Raw genomic sequence first — 16,558 nt, 5'->3', positions numbered from 1 at the left:
GCCCGGTCGGTGGCACCCGCAACGACTGCTCGTGCGAGGATGAGGCGACCCGATGACGGGCTTGCCTTGGCGAAAGGGCCGGACCTGACGTGAGTGAGAATCAGAACCTCCTCGCGGAGCAGCGTCGTGCCCTGATCCTCGACGAGGTCCGCCGCCGGGGCGGCGTCCGGGTCAACGAACTCACCAGAAAACTGGGCGTGTCGGACATGACCGTCCGCCGCGATCTGGACGCGCTCGCCCGTCTCGGCGTCCTGGAGAAGGTGCACGGCGGCGCCGTCCCCGTGGCCGAGGCCAGCACGCACGAGCCGGGCTTCGAGGCCAAGTCGGGCCTGGAGCTGAGCGCCAAGGAGGACATCGCGCGGACCGCGGCGACCCTGGTGGCGCCGGGCACGGCCATCGCGCTCTCCGGCGGCACCACGACGTACGCCCTCGCCCACCACCTGCTCGACGTCCCGGACCTGACGGTGGTGACGAACTCGGTGCGCGTCGCCGACGTCTTCCACTCCGCGCAGCGCAGCACCGGCCAGCGGCAGGGCGCGGCCACGGTCGTCCTCACGGGCGGGGTGCGCACACCGTCGGACTCGCTGGTCGGGCCGGTGGCCGACCAGGCGATCGCGGCGCTCCACTTCGACGTGCTCTTCCTCGGAGTGCACGGCATATCGGCCGAGGCCGGTCTGTCCACGCCCAACCTCGCGGAGGCGGAGACGAACCGGCGCCTGGTGCAGTCCGCGCGCCGGGTGGTCGTGGTCGCGGACCACACCAAGTGGGGCACGGTGGGCCTGAGTTCGTTCGCGACGCTCGGTCAGGTGGACACCCTGGTGACGGACGCGGGGCTGCCCGCGCGGGCCCGCGCGGAGATCTCCGAGCAGCTGCGGCGGCTCCTGGTCGCGGGCGCGCCCGAGGACGGCGCGGACACCGCCGAGGCCCCGGGCACCGCGCTCGCCGCCGACGACGAGAACCCCGCAGACTTCTGACAGGCCCCCGGCTATGGTGGGCGGACCCGGTCAACCGCCTCGTCCCGCCTGGGGGTCGCGTTCATGCCACGCCGACTGAGGTCCGAGGGCCTGGAGTTCATCGAGACCGCTCCGGTACGTCTGGTGTTCACGCACGATGTCGCGGCGCCGCCCAAGGCGGTGTACGAGGTGCTCGAGGACGTCCGGCGCCTGCCCTCGTGGCACACCTCGGTGGTGTACGCCCGTCCCTTCGACGACGGCTCGGGCCGGCTGGTGCGCATCCAGGGACGCTTCTGGTTCCGCGAGACCTTCCTCGCCACGGACGCGCCCACGCGGTACGCCTACCGCATCGACCTGACCAACTTCCCGGGCCTGCGCGCCCTGGTCGAGGAGTGGCGGCTCATCCCGCTGGAGCCGGCCGACGGCCGGGGTCCGGGCACCCGTGTGCAGTGGACGTACGCCGCGGACGCCGTGGCCCTGACGCGGTTCCTGATGAAGCGCGGCGGCCGCCGGGGTATGGGCACGTCCTTCCACGCCGCGGTCGCGAACCTGGACCGGCAGCTCTCCGGCGCGAACGGCGGCTGACCCGGCCCCGGCTCGACTCCCGCCCCGGCGGGCCTAACCGGCGTGCGCCGGCCACTCCCCCGTGGCCAGCAGCCCCTCGATCGTCCGCTCGTACGGCGCGATGTCGAGCCCCTGCTCGGCCAGCCACGCGTCCGAGTAGTACTTGTCCAGGTAGCGCTCGCCCGGGTCGCAGATGAGGGTGACGACGCTGCCCGTGCGGCCCGCGGCCACCATCTCCGCGGCGATCCTGAGGGCGCTCCACAGGCCCGTGCCGGTCGAGCCGCCCGCCTTGCGGCCGATGGCCCGGTCCAGGGCGCGCACCGCGGCGACGCTCGCCGCGTCGGGGACCTTCATCATGCGGTCGATGGCGCCGGGCACGAAGCTCGGCTCCATGCGCGGCCTGCCGATGCCCTCGATGCGCGAGCCGCAGTCGCTGGAGGCGTCCGGGTCGTTCTTCGTCCAGCCGTCGAAGAAACAGGAGTTCTCCGGGTCGGCGACGCAGATCCGGGTGTCGTGCTGCATGTAGTGGACGTAGCGCGCGATGGTCGCGGAGGTGCCGCCGGTGCCCGCCGTGGCGACGATCCACGCGGGCTCCGGGTGCCGCTCCAGGCGCAGTTGCTGGAACATCGACTCGGCGATGTTGTTGTTGCCGCGCCAGTCCGTGGCCCGTTCCGCGTAGGTGAACTGGTCCATGTAGTGGCCGCCGGTCTCGACGGCGAGGCGGGCGGACTCCGCGTACATGGTGCGCGAGTCGTCCACGAAGTGGCACCGACCGCCGTGGAACTCGATGAGACGGCACTTCTCGGCGCTCGTCGTGCGCGGCATCACCGCGATGAAGGGCACGCCGATGAGCTTCGCGAAGTACGCCTCGGAGACGGCCGTCGAGCCGCTGGACGCCTCGATCACGGGGCGCCCCGGACGGATCCAGCCATTGCACAGGCCGTACAGGAACAGCGAGCGGGCGAGCCGGTGCTTGAGGCTTCCGGTCGGGTGCGTCGACTCGTCCTTCAGGTACAGGTCGATGCCCCACTGCTCGGGCAGCGGGAAGCGCAGCAGATGGGTGTCCGCGGAGCGGTTGGCGTCGGCCTGGACCTTGCGCACGGCCTCTTTCAGCCAAGTGCGGTACGCGTCGTCGCTGCGGTCCACGTCGAGCGTGGCCATCGGCTCGTCGGCCGGATCGTGCTGGGTGGTGCTCACCGCGGGCTCCTTAGGCCTCGTGCCGGAACGGGATCGATCCGGCCGGACACCTCGATGATAAACACCCACAACACGGCTCTCACCTGCATAAACACACCTTTTGACCACCCAAAGGAGGTCCTTGCCCGCCGGGTGGCCCCGGGCGGCGGGGCGCGCCGGCCACGCACCGAAGTGGCATGTGCGTCGTCGCCGGGCACACTGGTCCTCGACGCCGAGCGCGTGCACACTGCACCGCACGGAACAGGGGTAGGTTTCAAGGAGGTGCCGTACGACGTGCGTGCGGCGCCGTGGGTCACCACACCGAGGGCGCGTCGACACCAGGCGCACGAGGGGGGCGGAGCTTCATGGCGGAGCCGGAGTTCAGGGCCACGGGCGTAGGGATCGGGCGGCGGCTGCGGTCGCTGACCCATGCGGGCCAGGTCCGGATCAGCGACGGCAGGCTGGAGTTGCTCACCAGTTACGGCACGGAGATCGACAGCGCGCCGCTGCGCGCGGTGCGCACGGCGAAGCCCTGGTTCGCCCCGCAGGACAAGGCGCTCGCCGAGGTCAACGGCACCCGGTATCTGCTGACGATGGGCGAGCACGATCCGGTGCCCGGGGAGGCGGGGCCGCCCACGGTCCGGACCTTCCTCGAAGCGGTACGTCGCGCGGCCGGCGGCCGCCGGGGCTGAGGGGCGCGGCCGGGGCGCGAGTTGCACGCCCCCACCCCCTGAGTCACGCTGGTGTCACATCACTCTGGGTTTACCGGTGATAACGCTGCGAACCAGCCCGCCGGTCACCACCGCAGGCGGCGGCGCGAGCGGCCCCTGCCGGATCCGAACGCCGTCTTCTTCCGGACCTCAATTCGGGGAGTCGCACCGTGATCAGCCAGCCAAGCAGGCATTGCACGGTAGAGCTCCAAGCCCTGCCGTCGCGGATCGGCCAGGTCCGCAGAATCGTCTCTGCGCAGTTGCGCTACTGGCATCTCGATCCCTTGATAGACCAGGCCGCGCTCGGCGTGACCGAGCTGCTGACCAACGTCCACCGGCACGCCGAGCCGGACAAGACCTGCACCGTGGAGATCGAGCTGCTGCTCGAACGCCTCATGGTCTCCGTCCACGACCACGATCCGAGGCTTCCCGTGGTGCACGACGCCGATCCGTTCGAGACCTGCGGGCGCGGGCTCGCGATGGTCGCGGCGGTCAGCGAGAGCTGGGGCGCGCAGCCGCAGGGCGACACGGGCAAGGTCGTCTGGTTCACGCTCTGCGCGCCGTCGGCCACCGCGCCGCTGCCGACGTATCCGGTGTACGGCAGCACGCACGACGCCCCGTTCGCCGAGGCCCCCGCCCCCGTCGGCGCCCATGCTCCCGCCCGGTCCGCCGTTGCCGGCTGACCGGGCGGTGACTTCACCCCCCGCGCCTCACTCCGCGGCGATGGCCCGCAGGACGTCGAGGCGGGCGGCGCGCCGGGCCGGACGCAGGCCCGCGAGGGCCCCGGCCGCCAGGCCCACCAGGGCGACCACGGCGAGCTGGGTCGGCGGCAGCGCGAACGCGAAGGCGCTGTCGGACGCGCCGTCGGACGCCTTGACCAGGACCCAGCCGAGGAAGCCGCCGAGGGCCAGGCCGCCCGCCGTGCCGAACGCGGCGACCAGGACGGACTCCCAGCGGACCATGGCCCGCAGCTGCCCTCGGGTCTGGCCGACGGCCCGCAGCAGGCCCAGCTCGCGGGTGCGTTCGTGCACGGCGAGGGTCAGGGTGTTGGCGATGCCGAGCAGGGCGATGAGGACGGCGAGGGCGAGCAGGGCGTAGACGAGGGTCAGCATCATGTCGATGCCGCCGGCCGCGGACTGCGCGTACTCGTCGCGGGTCTGCACCTCGGGGTTGCCGTACTCCTTCGCCACGGCCGACACCGCGGCCTTGCCGTCCGCCGCGCTCACCCCGTCCTTGAAGGTCACCGCCACCAGCGTGTCGGAGTCCTGGGCGCGGTGCGGGGCCCAGGCGTCGCGGGTGATGACGTAGTCGCCCGCCAGCTCGGACTGTCCGTAGACGGCGCGGACCGTGAAGGTGCCCTTCTTTCCGTCGGTGAAGGCGAGTTCGGCCTTGTCACCGACCGTGAGGTGCTGCTTGTCGGCCTCCGCGCGGGTGAGCGCGATGCCGTCGTCGCCGAGGTCGCCGAGCGATCCGTCGACCGTGCCGAGGTCGAAGGACTTGGCGAGCGCGACCGGGTCGGTGACGGTCAACGCCCGTCCCTCGCCGTTGACTTCGGCCACTCCCCTGCCGAGGCCGACGGCCGTGGCGACCTCCGGGCGCTCCCCGACGGCGGGCGCGAGACGAGGGCTGAGTCCGCTGCCGCCCGCCCCGAAGGACGGTGTGCTGACGGCGACGTCGCCCGCGAAGGAGCGCGAGACCGTCTGGTCCATGGTGGCCTTCAGCGAGGCGCCGAAGACGGTGAAAAGGCAGACGACGGCGACGCCGATCATCAGGGCGCTCGCGGTGGCGGCGGTGCGCTTGGGGCTGCGCAGGGCGTTGCGCCGGGCAAGCGATCCGGTGACGCCGCGCAGCCGGTCCAGCGGCCCGCCGAGGATCCGTACCGCGCGCGAGGACGCGACGGGTCCGAGGACCACGAACGCGGCCAGGGCGAGGACCGCGCCGCCGCCCGCCAGCCAGATCGACGGCGAGGCGAGCACGCCGACCAGGGTGAGCGCGACGGCCGCGACGGCGATGCCGGTGCCGACGGCCGCGCGGGTGCGGGAGGCGCCGGAGTGGTCGACGGCCGTCTCGCGCAGGGCCGCCAGCGGCGCGGTACGTCCGGCTCGGACGGCGGGAAGCAGCGCGGACGCCACGCACACGGCGACGCCGACCGCGAGGGGCAGCAGCATCGACGTACCGCTGATCACCAAGTCGCCCTCGGGGAAGGGGAATCCGATGGCCGGGAACAGCGCCTGGAGCCCGGCGGCGATGCCGATGCCGCCCGCGAGGCCCGCCGCGGAGGCCACGGCGGCGACCACGGACGCCTCGGCCAGGGTCGCCGCGGTGACCTGGCGGCGGGAGGCGCCGAGGGCGCGGAGCAGCGCGTTCTCGCGGGTGCGCTGGGCCACGACGATGGCGAAGGTGTTGTGGATGGAGAAGGTGGCCACCAGCAGGGCGATGCCGGAGAAGACCAGCAGGAACGTGGTGAACAGGGTCAGGAACTGACCGGAGATCATGTCGGAGTTCTCTGCCGCCGCCTCCTGTCCGGTGATGGCCTCGACTCCCTTGGGCAGGACGGGGGTCAGCGCGTCGACGAGTTCCTGCTGGCTCGTGCCGGGTCCAGCGCGCACCTGCACGGTCGCGGCCTCGCCGGGCTTCGGCATCAGGTACTTCTCGGCGTCGGCGCGCGTCATGCCCGTGAACGTCGTCTGCGCCATTCCGTCCTCGCCGCCGAACGTGGCGAGGCCGACGATCGTGACCCGCACGGGGTCGGGAGTGCGCAGCGTCGTGGTGTCGCCGATCTTCAGGTCGCCGCTCTCGGCGGCACCGCGGTTGACGACGACCTCGCCGCTCCTGGCGGGGGCGCGGCCCTCGGCCAGGCGGTAGGCGTTCAGCTCCGTGTCGGTGATCCAGTTCCCGGCGAGGGTGGGCGGGCCCTGGCCGCCGATCGGGTCGCCGTCCTTGCCGATGAGCTGGCCCGCGCCCTGGATGGCGGGCACGGCGGCGGCGACGCCGGGGACCTTCTCGACGCGGTCGACCAGGGCGGTGTCGACGTTCTGGCGCACGCCCTGGCTCTCGCCGGGCGTGGTGATGGTGTTGGCGCTGCGGACGACCGCGTCGGTGCCGCGCGTGGCGTTGCCGAACATCGTGTCGAAGCTGGCGCGCAGGGTGTCGCCCATGACGAGGGTGCCCGCCAGGAAGGCGACGCCGAGCAGCACCGCGAAGAACGTACCGGCGAAGCGGCGCTTGTGGCCGCGCAGGGAGGTGAGGCTGATGCGGAGGGCGGCGGCCAGGGAGCCGGTGGGGGCGCCGGTCCTGGCGGGGCCCCGCGGGCCGGTGGGGCTGCCGGGCCCGGCGGCACTCCGCGGACCGGTGGCACTCATGAGGATGCTCCTTCGGAGGTCGTGGCCGACCGGGTGTCGAACGCCTTCAGGCGGTCCAGGACCTTGTCGGCCGTGGGCGCCGCCATCCGGTCCACGAGGCGGCCGTCGGCGAGGAAGACGACCTCGTCGGCGTGGGCGGCGGCCACCGGGTCGTGGGTGACCATGACCACGGTGCGGCCCATCTCGCGCACCGCGCGGCCGAGCAGTCCGAGTACCTCCTCGCCGGAGCGGGAGTCGAGGTTGCCGGTGGGCTCGTCGGCGAAGACGACGTCGGGGCGGCCCGCGAACGCCCGGGCCACGGCGACGCGTTGCTGCTGACCGCCGGAGAGTTCGGCGGGGCGGTGGCGCAGCCGGTCGCGCAGGCCGACGACGTCGATGAGGGCGTCCGTCCACTCCAGGGTGTCCCGGTCGAAGCGCCGCCCGGCCAGGTCCATCGGCAGCCTGATGTTCTCGGCGACGGTCAGTGTCGGCACCAGGTTGAAGGCCTGGAAGACGAAGCCGACGCGGTCGCGGCGCAGCAGGGTCAGGCGCCGGTCGTCGAGCGGGCCGAGCTCGGTGTCGCCGATGTACGCGGAGCCGGAGGTCAGGGTGTCCAGACCGGCCGCGCAGTGCATCAGCGTGGACTTGCCCGAGCCCGACGGGCCCATGATCGCCGTGAAGCGTCCGGCGGGAAAGCCGACGCTCACGCCGTCGAGTGCGGTCACGGCGGTGTCCGAGGACGAGCCGTAGACCTTCACGGCCGACTCGACCCGCGCGGCGTCCGGCGCGGTGGACCGCTGCCGGGGGGTGGCGGTGCTCATGCCCTGCCACCGCCCTTCGCGGTGCGGCCGAACTCCTCGTTGAGGACGCTCAGTCGGCGCCAGTACTCGTCCTCGTCGATCTCACCGGCGGCGAAGCGGTGGCCGAGCACGGCGATCGGCGACTTGTCGTCGCTCGCGCCGGTCCGCCAGGGTCCGCGCCGGCCGCGCCAGACGGTGCGGCGCAGGAAGGTCACGACGCCGATGACGACGGCCGCCCAGATCAGCGGGAAGAACAGGATCCACGGGCCGGGTCCGCCGTCGAATGCCAGGGTCTGCACGATGTCCATCTCCTCGGGAAGCGGGGTGGGTACCAGCGCCGCGAGCTGGGCTTTCACCCTTCGCTCCGCACTGGTTCCGTTCGCTTACGAGGCTCCTCGCCGGGGCCCGTGAAGTCGTCGTACGGCCAGCGGCCGTGCGCGTACCTCCTGGGGAGTACGCGACCGCGCGCCGCCTGCTTCTCCGGTACGGAACGACGCCCGCGACGTCTGCTCGCCACCTCCCACCTGGACTTCTGTACCTATTAGTATGTACAGTCGCGCCATGAGCACTCCGGAGCGTCTGATCGAGTCCACGCGTGAACTGCTGTGGGAGCGCGGCTACGTCGGCACCAGCCCCAAGGCGATCCAGCAGCACGCGGGCGCCGGGCAGGGCAGCATGTACCACCACTTCGCGGGCAAGCCGGATCTGGCCCTCGCGGCGATCCGCCGCACCGCCGAGGAGATGCGCGCCACGGCGGAGGCGACCCTCGCGGGTGACGGGCCGGCGTACGACCGCGTCTCCTCGTACCTCCTGCGCGAGCGGGACGTGCTGCGCGGCTGCCCGGTCGGGCGGCTGACGATGGACCCCGACGTGATCGCCAGCGACGAGCTGCGGGCGCCGGTCACCGAGACCCTCGCATGGCTGCGCGGTCGGCTCGCGGGCATCGTCCAGGAGGGCGTGGACCGGGGCGAGTTCGGCGCCGCGCTCGACGCGGGCGAGGTCGCGTCGGCGATCGTCGCGACCGTGCAGGGCGGCTATGTCCTGGCCCGCGCGACGGGCTCGCCGGAGGCGTTCGACGCGGGGGTGCGGGGCCTGCTGGCGCTGCTCGCGCCGCGCAGCTGAGCACCGCCTCTCCCCCCTCTGCTCAACTTCCTTGCCGTTCGACCGAGTTAAGGATCCGCCCGTGCACATCACCCGCACCCGCCCCGCGAGCAGGCAGGGCCCCGCCGAGAACTTCACCGGCACCGTCTGGCTCGACGTGATCGCGCACCCCGAACCGCCCTCCAGGCTGCGCGTGTTCAGCGTCCACTTCGCCCCCGGCGCCCGCACGGCCTGGCACCGCCACCCGCACGGGCAGGTCCTGCACGTCACCGAGGGCGAGGGGTTCGTGCAGCGCGACGGCGGCCCCGTCGAGCCCATCAGGGCGGGCGACACCGTGTGGATCGAGCCGGGCGAGCGCCACTGGCACGGCGCCGGGCCGCACACGTTCATGACGCACCTCGCCGTCGTCGAGGCGGCGGACGACGGCACGACGGCCACGTGGGAGGAGCTCGTCCCCGCCCCGGAGTACCCGCCGACCGCCTGAGGCCCGCCCCCGCACCCTCCCTGGAGCACACATGCACGCCAAGCAGTACGAGGTCACCCTGCCCGCCGACTACGACATGGGCGTCATCCGCGAGCGCGTGGCCACCAAGGGCCATCTCCTCGACGCCTTCCCGGGGTTGGGCTTCAAGGCGTATCTGATGCGCGAACGAGGCGTCGACGGCTCGCCGGTGAACCAGTACGCGCCGTTCTACCTCTGGAACACCACCGAAGGCCTCGGCTCCTTCCTCTGGGGACCCGGATTCCAGGGGCTGTGCGACGACTTCGGACGTCCGGTGGTGCAGCACTGGATGGCGGTGGGGTACGAGGACGGGGGTGCCGCAGGCGACCGGCCCGTCGCCGCCGTACGGCACCGCAGGCCCGTCCCCGAGGGCGCCCGCACCACCGACCTGACCGAGGAACTGCTCACGGAGGCACGGTCGTTGGCGGCGCGGGACGGGGCCGTCGGCGTGCTGGTCGCGGTCGACCCGCGGCACTGGGAGGCGGTGACGTTCTCCCTGTGGGCCGAGGGCGCGGCGGAGCGGGCGAGCGGTGAGGTGTTCCAGGTGCTGCACTGCTCGACGCCGGAGCTGGAGCGGGTGGGGCGGGGGCGGGCGTGGTGAGCGCCGGGGTTTCGGGTGCGGGTGCCGCCGCCGTGCGGACCGTCCTCGGTGATGTCGAACCCGGCGACCTGGGGATCTGTGACGCCCACGACCACCTCTTCCTGCGGAGCCCTCAACTCCCGGGCCAGGAGCTGGACTCCGTGGCCGCCGCCACGGCCGAGCTGGCCGCGTTCCGCGCCGAGGGCGGGCGGAGCGTCGTGCAGTGGACGCCGCACGGCATGGGGCGGCGCGCCGCCGACCTGCCCGGCCTCGCGCGCACGACGGGCGTCCGGATCGTGGCGGCCACCGGGCTGCACCAGGCGGTGCACTACTCCCCGGATCTGCTGAGGGAGCTGGGCGACCGTGACCCCGACGTCCTCGCGGCGGTGTTCGTGCGCGAACTCACGCACGGCATCGGCGACACCGGTGTGCGGGCCGGGCTCATCAAGGTCGCGGGCGGCTTCCACGCCCTGGACGCGCACGCCCGCTGGACGATGACCGCGGCGGCCGGGGCCCACCTGGCGACGGGCGCGCCGATCGCCGTCCACCTGGAACTCGGCACGGGCGTCCTCGACGTACTCGACCTGCTGTGCGGCGAGTTGGAGGTGCCGCCGGGCAAGGTGATCCTGGGGCACCTCAACCGCGCGCCCGACCTGGACGTGCACCGCGATGCGGCATCGGCGGGTGCCTGGCTGGCCTTTGACGGACCGTCACGCGCGAACCACGCCACGGACTGGCGGATGCCGGACGCCGTGCGCGCCCTCGCCGACGCCGGGCACGGCGATCAGCTCCTCCTGGGCGGCGACACCACGACCGCCGGAGCGCGTGCGGTGAACGGCGGCCCGGGGATGCCGCACCTGCTGCGCCGGGTACGGCCACGCCTGGAGTCGGCTGTGGGCAAGGAACTGGTGGACCGGATCGTGACGGTGAACGCGGGGCGGGCTTTCGGGGTCGTGTGGCCGGGGTGAGACGGGGGTGCGGGCGGGGGCGCCCGGCAGCGCCCTAGGCGCCCTGCCCAGCCCCACCCCCCGCACCCGCACCCGCACCCGCACCCGCACCCGCACCAACCGACGCCTCCCGGTACACGGCGACCGCCCGCTCCGTGTCCTCGTTCACCAGATCGGCGTTGATCTGCGCCGCCGCGAACGCCCCGGCCGCCGCGGCCCCGCCGACCTGCGCGGACAGGTCCGAGGCGTTGCCCGCGATCCACACGCCGGGCGCGTCCGTGCGGCCCGTCGCGTCCGCCTGCACGTACTCGCCCGCGGGATGCGGCACCGGCTCCACCCCGAGCGCCTTCAGGAAGCCGACGCGCGCCACCATCCGCGGCCCGACGACCACCGCTTCCCGGCGCACCAGCCTGCCGTCGGCCATCCGCAGGCCCACGAGACGGTCGTCGACGACCTCCACGGCCGCCACCTCCCCCTCCTCCACCCGGATACCGCGGGCGGCAAGGCGCTCCTCCTCCTCGTCGGTCAGGGATTCCGCGGTGTGCGCGAAGTACGTGATGTCGGCGCTCCACTGCCGCAGCAGCAGCGTCTGGTGCAGCGACATCGGCCCGCCCGCGAGCACGCCGATGGCCTGGTCCCGCACCTCCCAGCCGTGGCAGTACGGGCAGTGGAGCACGTCCCGGCCCCACCGCTCGCGCACCCCCGGCACGTCGGGCAGCTCGTCCACCAGGCCGGTCGCGACGAGTACCCGGCGCGCCCGGACCGTCCGGCCGTCGGCCAGGCCGACCACGAAGCCGTCGCCGTCCCGCGTCACCTCATCGACCCGGCCCGACACCACCTGGCCGCCGTACCCGCGCACCTCTGCCCGGCCGCGCTCCAACAGCTCGGCGGGCGGAGTGCCCTCCCGCGCGAACAGCCCGTGCACCGCGTCGGCCGGGGCGTTCCGCGGGGCTCCCGCGTCCACGACCACCACCGCCCTGCGCGCCCGGGCCAGCACCAGGGCGCCGTTCAGCCCCGCGGAACCACCGCCGATCACCACGACGTCGTACGCGTCGTCCAATGAATCGTTCATGACCAACACCTCCACCACGACCATGCGCCGCCCTTCCCGGCAAGGCAAACGACATTGCCGTATCAGCAAACTCGGACCTCATATTGCATCACGCGTTCCAAAACGGCTACGGTACCGACATGGCCCGACCACGGACGTTCGACGAGGACCGGGCCCTGGACGCGGCGATGCGCGCCTTCTGGGCGAACGGCTACGAGGCCACTTCGACCCAGGACCTGTGCGAAGCCACCGGACTGGGCCGCAGCAGCATCTACAACACGTTCACCAGCAAGCACGACCTGTTCCGGCGCGCCCTGGCGCGCTACATCGAGACGATGAGCGTGCCCCAGGCGGAGATCCTGGAGGACGCCGGACGCTCGGGCATGGAGCGGATCCAGGCCCTGTTCGCCCGCGTCGTCAACAGCGAGTACGAGTACCGGGAGGACGACGAGAGCAGCATCGGCTGCCTCACCGTCAACACGGTCGTGGAGCTGGTGCGGCGCGACCCGGAGGCGGCCGCGCTCGTCGAGCGCGACCTCGGCATCCGGCTCGGCCTGCTGCACGTCGCCCTGGAGGCGGGGCAGCGCGACGGCACGATCACCGCAGGGCGGGACGCCGACGCGCTCGCCCGGTTCATCAACGCCACCATCGGCGGCATGCGCGTCTCGGCGCAGGCGGGCGCGGGGCGCGCGGTCCTGGAGTCGATCGCCGACACCGCGCTGGACGCCCTGCGCCCCTGACGCCCGACTCACCCCCACTGCCCGCACCCACCAGTCCCCACCAGCACGCCGTGCCGGGCTTGCGCCCGCTCCCGGCCACCCATGCCCATGTTTTGTACTGATCCATCCAATATTCGAGCAACCAGCCACACCTCCCCGAAGGAGCAGCACCCATGCCCCGCGCCGTATACGTCCTGGCCCTAGGCATCTTCGCCATGGTGACCAGCGAGTTCGTCGTCGCCGGACTCATGCCGCAGATGGCCGACGGGCTCGACGCGACGATCCCGGAGATCGGCTATCTGATCACCGCCTTCGCCGTGGCGATGGCCTTCGGCGGGCCGTTCCTGACGGTCGCCCTGCTGAAACTCCCGCAGAAGCGGGCCCTGATGGTGCTGTTCGCCATCTTCCTCGGCGGCAATGTGCTCGCCGCGCTCGCCCCGGACTACTGGACGATGCTCGTGGCGCGCGTCGTCACCGGCGTCGCCTCGCAGGCCTTCTTCGGCGTGGGCATCTCCATGGCCACCCGGCTCACCCGCCCCGAGATACGGGGCCGCGCCGTCGCCGTGGCCCTCAACGGGCTGATGCTGGGCACGCTCCTCGGCCTTCCGCTCGCCACCGTCGTCGGTGAACACCTGGGCTGGCGCGCGGCGTTCTGGGCCATCACCGTGCTCACGGTGCTCGCCGCCGCGGCCACCTTCGCCGGCGTGCCCCGCGTCGAACGCGCCGAGGACGAGTCCGGGTCGCTGCGCGAGGAGCTCGGCGCCTTCAAGAGCCCCCGGCTCTGGCTCACCTTGACCACCAGCACCTTCGTGATCGGCGCGACGTTCGCGGCGTTCAGCTACCTCAACCCGATCCTCACCGAGATCACCGGCTTCGCCACCGGCACGGTGCCGCTGCTGCTCGTCGCGTACGGCGCCGCCACCCTCATCGGCAACACCGTCGTCGGCCGCCTCGCCGACCGGCACACGCTGCCGGTCCTCGTCACCGGCCTGCTCCTGAACCTCGGCTTCCTGGTCGGCTTCGCGCTCCTCGCCGACCTGCCCGTCGGGGCCGTGGTGATGATGCTGGGCATCGGCCTGGTCGGCGTCACCATGAACCCGGCGATGGTGACCCGCGTGCAGCGCGTGGGCAACACCGGCGCACTGGTCAACAGCGTCCACTCGTCGTTCATCACGGGCGGCATCATCATCGCCACGTCCGTCGGCGGGCCGGCCATCGACGCCTACGGGCTGCGGGCGCCGCTGTGGATCGGCGCCGGGCTCGCGGTGCTCGGACTGCTGTCCCTCGTACCGGACTTGAGGCGACGCGCGGCGGCGCGCTCGGCAACGCCCGTCGAGGCGCCGGTCCCCGCGCGGGAGCCCGTCGAGGTCGGCTGACCCCGGCCCGCTAGCCCAGCGCCCCCAGGGGGTCGTCGAGCACCGGCTGCCAGGCCAGCTCGGCGGCCCCCACCAGGCTGTTGTGGTCGAGGGTGCAGGCCAGGATGGGGACGCCGCCGCTGCGGCCCCACAGGCTGCGGTCCGCCACGACGGCGCGCAGCCGCTCCGGGTCGGCCTCCAGGAGGGCGCGGTGCAGCCCGCCGAGGATGATCCGGTCCGGGTTGAGGATGTTCACCAGGCCCGCGAGGCCGAGGCCGAGCCGGTCGATGAGGGCTTCGATCGCCGTGCGCACCGCCGGGTCGGCGTGCTCCTCGGCGACGAGCCTGCGGGCCTGGACGAGCAGGCCCTCGGGGCTGGGCTCGACGCCCACCGCCGCCAGGAAGGCCAGCGGGTCCGTCTCCACGTCCAGGCAGCCGCGGCTGCCGCAGTAGCAGGGGCGGCCCTCCGGGTGCACCGTGAGGTGGCCGACCTCCAGGGCCAGACCCGAACTGCCCGTGTGCAGCCGCCCGTCGAGGACGAGGGCGCCGCCGACGCCGCGGTGCCCGGTCGCCACGCACAGCAGGTCGCGCGCGCCGCGCCCCGCGCCGTGCCGGTGCTCGGCGAGCGCCGCCAGGTTCACGTCGTTGCCGGTGAACGCGGGGCCTTCGATGCCCGCGTCCCGTACGCAGTTCGCGAAGATCTCCCGGACCTGCGCGCCCGCGGGCCAGGCCAGGTGCAGCGGGTTGAGCGCCGTGCCCTCCGGCTCGGCGACGGCCGACGGCACCGCGAGTCCCGCGCCCACGCACCGTCTGCCGGTCTCGCGCAGGAGCTGGGCGCCCGCCTCGATGACCGAGCCGAGCACCTGCGCCGGGTCGGCGTCGATGGTCTCGCAGCCGGGCGCGGTGGCGACGATCCGGCCGCCGAGGCCCACGAGCGCGGCCCGGAATCCGTCGGCGTGCACCTGGGCCGCCAGGGCGACGGGCCCGGCCCCGGCGACGGACAGCCGGTGCGAGGGCCGCCCCTGGGAGCCCGCGGCGGCACTCGGCTTGGCGTCGACGCTGATCAGGCCGAGCGCCTCCAGCTCCGCGGCGACCGCTCCCGCCGTGGCGCGGGTGACGCCCAGCTCGGCGGTGAGGACGGCTCGGGTGGGGGCGCGCCCGGTGTGGACGAGTTCGAGGGCGGGGCCGAGCGCGGTACGACCGCGCTCCAGACGCGTGCGCGTGGACAGATGTGCCTCACCCCGGGTGGCAGCCTTCCCGTTCATGAGGGCGAGTCTCCCATGATCCGTACGCCGTCTCGCCGTTCAGCCGTCATCCCGTCTTCCCCATCCTGTCTCCCCGCGCGCTTCCGTCACGGCAGCCCCGTGCGCGTACCGCCGAGGCCTCCCGAGCGGCCCGGGCCCGCGCGTCCGCCGCGACGCGACTCCGCGCACGCCGCCCCGGTCGCGAGGAAACCGTCTTGTCCACGGCCCGGCTTCCCCTCTACGCTGACTTTGTGCCGCTACTAAACAAAACCACGTCCGGGGCCCCCGGAGCCACTTCCCCGGAGCTCACCCGGCTCCGTGTCGTCCTGACGGTCTTCTTCGCCCTCGACGGCTTCATCTTCGCCGGATGGGTCGTCCGCATCCCCGCGATCAAGGAACAGACCGGCGCCTCGTCCAGCGCCCTCGGGCTCGCCCTGCTCGGCGTCTCGGTCGGCGCCGTGATCACGATGATGCTCACCGGACGGCTGTGCCGCCTCTACGGCAGCCATCCGGTCACGGTCGTCTGCGGCGTCCTGCTGTCGCTGAGCGTCGCCCTGCCGCCGCTGACCCACTCCGCGGCGGCGCTCGGTGGGGTACTGCTGCTCTTCGGGGCTGCTTACGGCGGGATCAACGTCGCGTTCAACAGCGCCGCCGTGGACCTGGTGGCCGCCCTGAAGCGACCGATCATGCCCAGCTTCCACGCGGCCTTCAGCCTCGGCGGAATGATCGGCGCGGGGCTCGGCGCGCTCATAGCGGGCTCCGTGTCCCCCACCCGCCACCTGCTCGGCCTCACCGTGATCGGCCTGGTCGTCACCGCCGTCGCGGGACGCGCGCTGCTGCGCCTGAAGCCTCCGGCGCCCCCGGTCGAACGGCGCCACGACGACGGCACCTCGCAGCGCCTCACGCCCCGCACCCGCGGACTCGTCGTCGTCTTCGGCCTGATCGCGCTCTGCACCGCGTACGGCGAGGGGGCGCTCGCCGACTGGGGCGCGCTCCACCTGGAGCAGGACCTCGACACCACGCCGGGCGTGGCGGCCGCCGGCTACTCGTGCTTCGCGCTCGCCATGACGCTCGGCCGCGCCACCGGCACGACCCTCCTCGAACGGCTCGGCCGGACCCGGACCCTGGTCGCGGGCGGCGCCACGGCCGCCGTCGGCATGCTCCTCGGCGCGCTCGCCCCCTCCGTCTGGGCGGCACTCCTCGGCTTCGCCGTCACCGGCATCGGGCTCGCCAACATCTTCCCGGTCGCCGTCGAACGCGCGGGCGCCCTCGCCGGAGCGAGCGGCGTGGCCATCGCCTCCACGTTCGGCTACACCGGCATGCTCCTCGGACCGCCCGCGATCGGGTTCATGGCGGACTGGTTCACGCTGCCGACGGCGCTCACCAGCGTGGCGCTGCTGGCCGCGGTGGCCGCCGTGATCGGCTTCACGACGCGCCGGGTCGTCAGGTGAGTCCGGTACGCATCGTCATGCCGGGCGAGGTCGAAGCGGCTTCCCCTCCGAGGCTTCGGGGAACC

The 16,558-nt window shown here is 73.3% G+C and carries 17 protein-coding genes; 11 read left to right on the top strand and 6 right to left on the bottom strand.

Annotation, left to right across the window (positions count from 1 at the left end):
- Positions 1-89: 89 nt before the first annotated feature.
- On the top strand, positions 90-974 hold the full coding sequence (locus AB6L24_RS15820; protein WP_405655872.1) for a DeoR/GlpR family DNA-binding transcription regulator: 885 nt from the start codon (positions 90-92) through the stop codon (positions 972-974).
- Between the two features lie 63 nt (positions 975-1,037).
- Positions 1,038-1,538 carry an SRPBCC family protein gene (locus tag AB6L24_RS15815; protein WP_405655871.1) on the top strand — a complete coding sequence of 167 codons (501 nt, stop codon included), beginning with the start codon at positions 1,038-1,040 and terminating at the stop codon, positions 1,536-1,538.
- A 33-nt stretch (positions 1,539-1,571) separates the two neighbouring features.
- Here AB6L24_RS15815 and AB6L24_RS15810 read toward each other — a convergent pair whose 3' ends face one another.
- Complete coding sequence (locus AB6L24_RS15810; RefSeq protein WP_380853891.1) at positions 1,572-2,678, bottom strand: PLP-dependent cysteine synthase family protein; 1,107 nt, start codon at positions 2,676-2,678, stop codon at positions 1,572-1,574.
- Positions 2,679-3,058: 380 nt separating this feature from the next.
- Here AB6L24_RS15810 and AB6L24_RS15805 point away from each other — a divergent pair, with 380 nt between their 5' ends.
- Both AB6L24_RS15805 and AB6L24_RS15800 read left to right on the top strand, forming a co-directional pair.
- Positions 3,059-3,385 carry a hypothetical protein gene (locus AB6L24_RS15805; protein ID WP_405655870.1) on the top strand — a complete coding sequence of 109 codons (327 nt, stop codon included), beginning with the start codon at positions 3,059-3,061 and terminating at the stop codon, positions 3,383-3,385.
- A 188-nt stretch (positions 3,386-3,573) separates the two neighbouring features.
- Complete coding sequence (locus tag AB6L24_RS15800) at positions 3,574-4,086, top strand: ATP-binding protein (protein ID WP_405655868.1); 513 nt, start codon at positions 3,574-3,576, stop codon at positions 4,084-4,086.
- Between the two features lie 27 nt (positions 4,087-4,113).
- On the opposite strand, the gene AB6L24_RS15795 is transcribed toward AB6L24_RS15800, so the two are convergent.
- The 3 genes from AB6L24_RS15795 to AB6L24_RS15785 all read right to left on the bottom strand — a co-directional run bounded on the left by AB6L24_RS15795 (position 4,114) and on the right by AB6L24_RS15785 (position 7,843).
- The gene (locus AB6L24_RS15795) at positions 4,114-6,675 is read right to left on the bottom strand and encodes an ABC transporter permease (RefSeq protein ID WP_405657177.1); all 2,562 of its coding nucleotides are present in this window, start codon (positions 6,673-6,675) and stop codon (positions 4,114-4,116) included.
- An 86-nt stretch (positions 6,676-6,761) separates the two neighbouring features.
- Positions 6,762-7,565, bottom strand: a complete 804-nt coding sequence (locus tag AB6L24_RS15790; RefSeq protein WP_405655867.1) for an ABC transporter ATP-binding protein — start codon at positions 7,563-7,565, stop codon at positions 6,762-6,764.
- Positions 7,562-7,843, bottom strand: a complete 282-nt coding sequence (locus AB6L24_RS15785) for an SHOCT domain-containing protein (RefSeq protein WP_405655866.1) — start codon at positions 7,841-7,843, stop codon at positions 7,562-7,564. Before AB6L24_RS15785 ends, AB6L24_RS15790 begins: the two co-directional genes overlap by 4 nt.
- 247 nt (positions 7,844-8,090) lie before the next feature.
- Here AB6L24_RS15785 and AB6L24_RS15780 point away from each other — a divergent pair, with 247 nt between their 5' ends.
- From AB6L24_RS15780 to AB6L24_RS15765, 4 genes are all read left to right on the top strand, one after another.
- Complete coding sequence (locus tag AB6L24_RS15780) at positions 8,091-8,666, top strand: TetR/AcrR family transcriptional regulator (protein ID WP_405655864.1); 576 nt, start codon at positions 8,091-8,093, stop codon at positions 8,664-8,666.
- Between the two features lie 61 nt (positions 8,667-8,727).
- A complete protein-coding gene (locus tag AB6L24_RS15775) occupies positions 8,728-9,129 on the top strand; it encodes a cupin domain-containing protein (RefSeq protein WP_405655863.1) in 402 nt (133 codons plus the stop codon).
- Between the two features lie 31 nt (positions 9,130-9,160).
- A complete protein-coding gene (locus tag AB6L24_RS15770) occupies positions 9,161-9,748 on the top strand; it encodes a DUF4865 family protein (RefSeq protein ID WP_405655862.1) in 588 nt (195 codons plus the stop codon).
- Positions 9,745-10,695: a phosphotriesterase gene (locus tag AB6L24_RS15765; RefSeq protein ID WP_405655861.1), complete on the top strand. Its 951-nt coding sequence runs from the start codon at positions 9,745-9,747 to the stop codon at positions 10,693-10,695. The genes AB6L24_RS15770 and AB6L24_RS15765 overlap by 4 nt, the downstream gene beginning before the upstream one ends.
- A gap of 34 nt (positions 10,696-10,729) precedes the next feature.
- Here the strand turns inward: AB6L24_RS15765 and AB6L24_RS15760 are convergent, their stop codons facing one another.
- Entirely contained in the window at positions 10,730-11,746 is a 1,017-nt protein-coding gene (locus AB6L24_RS15760) for an NAD(P)/FAD-dependent oxidoreductase (protein WP_405655860.1), read from the bottom strand.
- 119 nt (positions 11,747-11,865) lie between these two features.
- Between AB6L24_RS15760 and AB6L24_RS15755 the strand changes: the two genes are divergently transcribed.
- Positions 11,866-12,465 (top strand): TetR/AcrR family transcriptional regulator, encoded by a 600-nt coding sequence (locus tag AB6L24_RS15755; RefSeq protein ID WP_405655859.1) that lies wholly within the window; start codon positions 11,866-11,868, stop codon positions 12,463-12,465.
- Between the two features lie 152 nt (positions 12,466-12,617).
- Positions 12,618-13,820: an MFS transporter gene (locus tag AB6L24_RS15750; protein ID WP_405655858.1), complete on the top strand. Its 1,203-nt coding sequence runs from the start codon at positions 12,618-12,620 to the stop codon at positions 13,818-13,820.
- Between the two features lie 10 nt (positions 13,821-13,830).
- Here AB6L24_RS15750 and AB6L24_RS15745 read toward each other — a convergent pair whose 3' ends face one another.
- Positions 13,831-15,063 (bottom strand): ROK family protein, encoded by a 1,233-nt coding sequence (locus AB6L24_RS15745; protein ID WP_380853585.1) that lies wholly within the window; start codon positions 15,061-15,063, stop codon positions 13,831-13,833.
- 230 nt (positions 15,064-15,293) lie between these two features.
- Between AB6L24_RS15745 and AB6L24_RS15740 the strand changes: the two genes are divergently transcribed.
- Positions 15,294-16,493 carry an MFS transporter gene (locus AB6L24_RS15740; protein ID WP_405655856.1) on the top strand — a complete coding sequence of 400 codons (1,200 nt, stop codon included), beginning with the start codon at positions 15,294-15,296 and terminating at the stop codon, positions 16,491-16,493.
- Positions 16,494-16,558: the final 65 nt, after the last annotated feature.

The sequence above is a fragment of the Streptomyces sp. RK9 genome, assembly GCF_045070545.1.
Lineage (GTDB): Bacteria > Actinomycetota > Actinomycetes > Streptomycetales > Streptomycetaceae > Streptomyces > Streptomyces alboflavus.
This window is presented reverse-complemented; position numbering and strand designations above follow the sequence as displayed.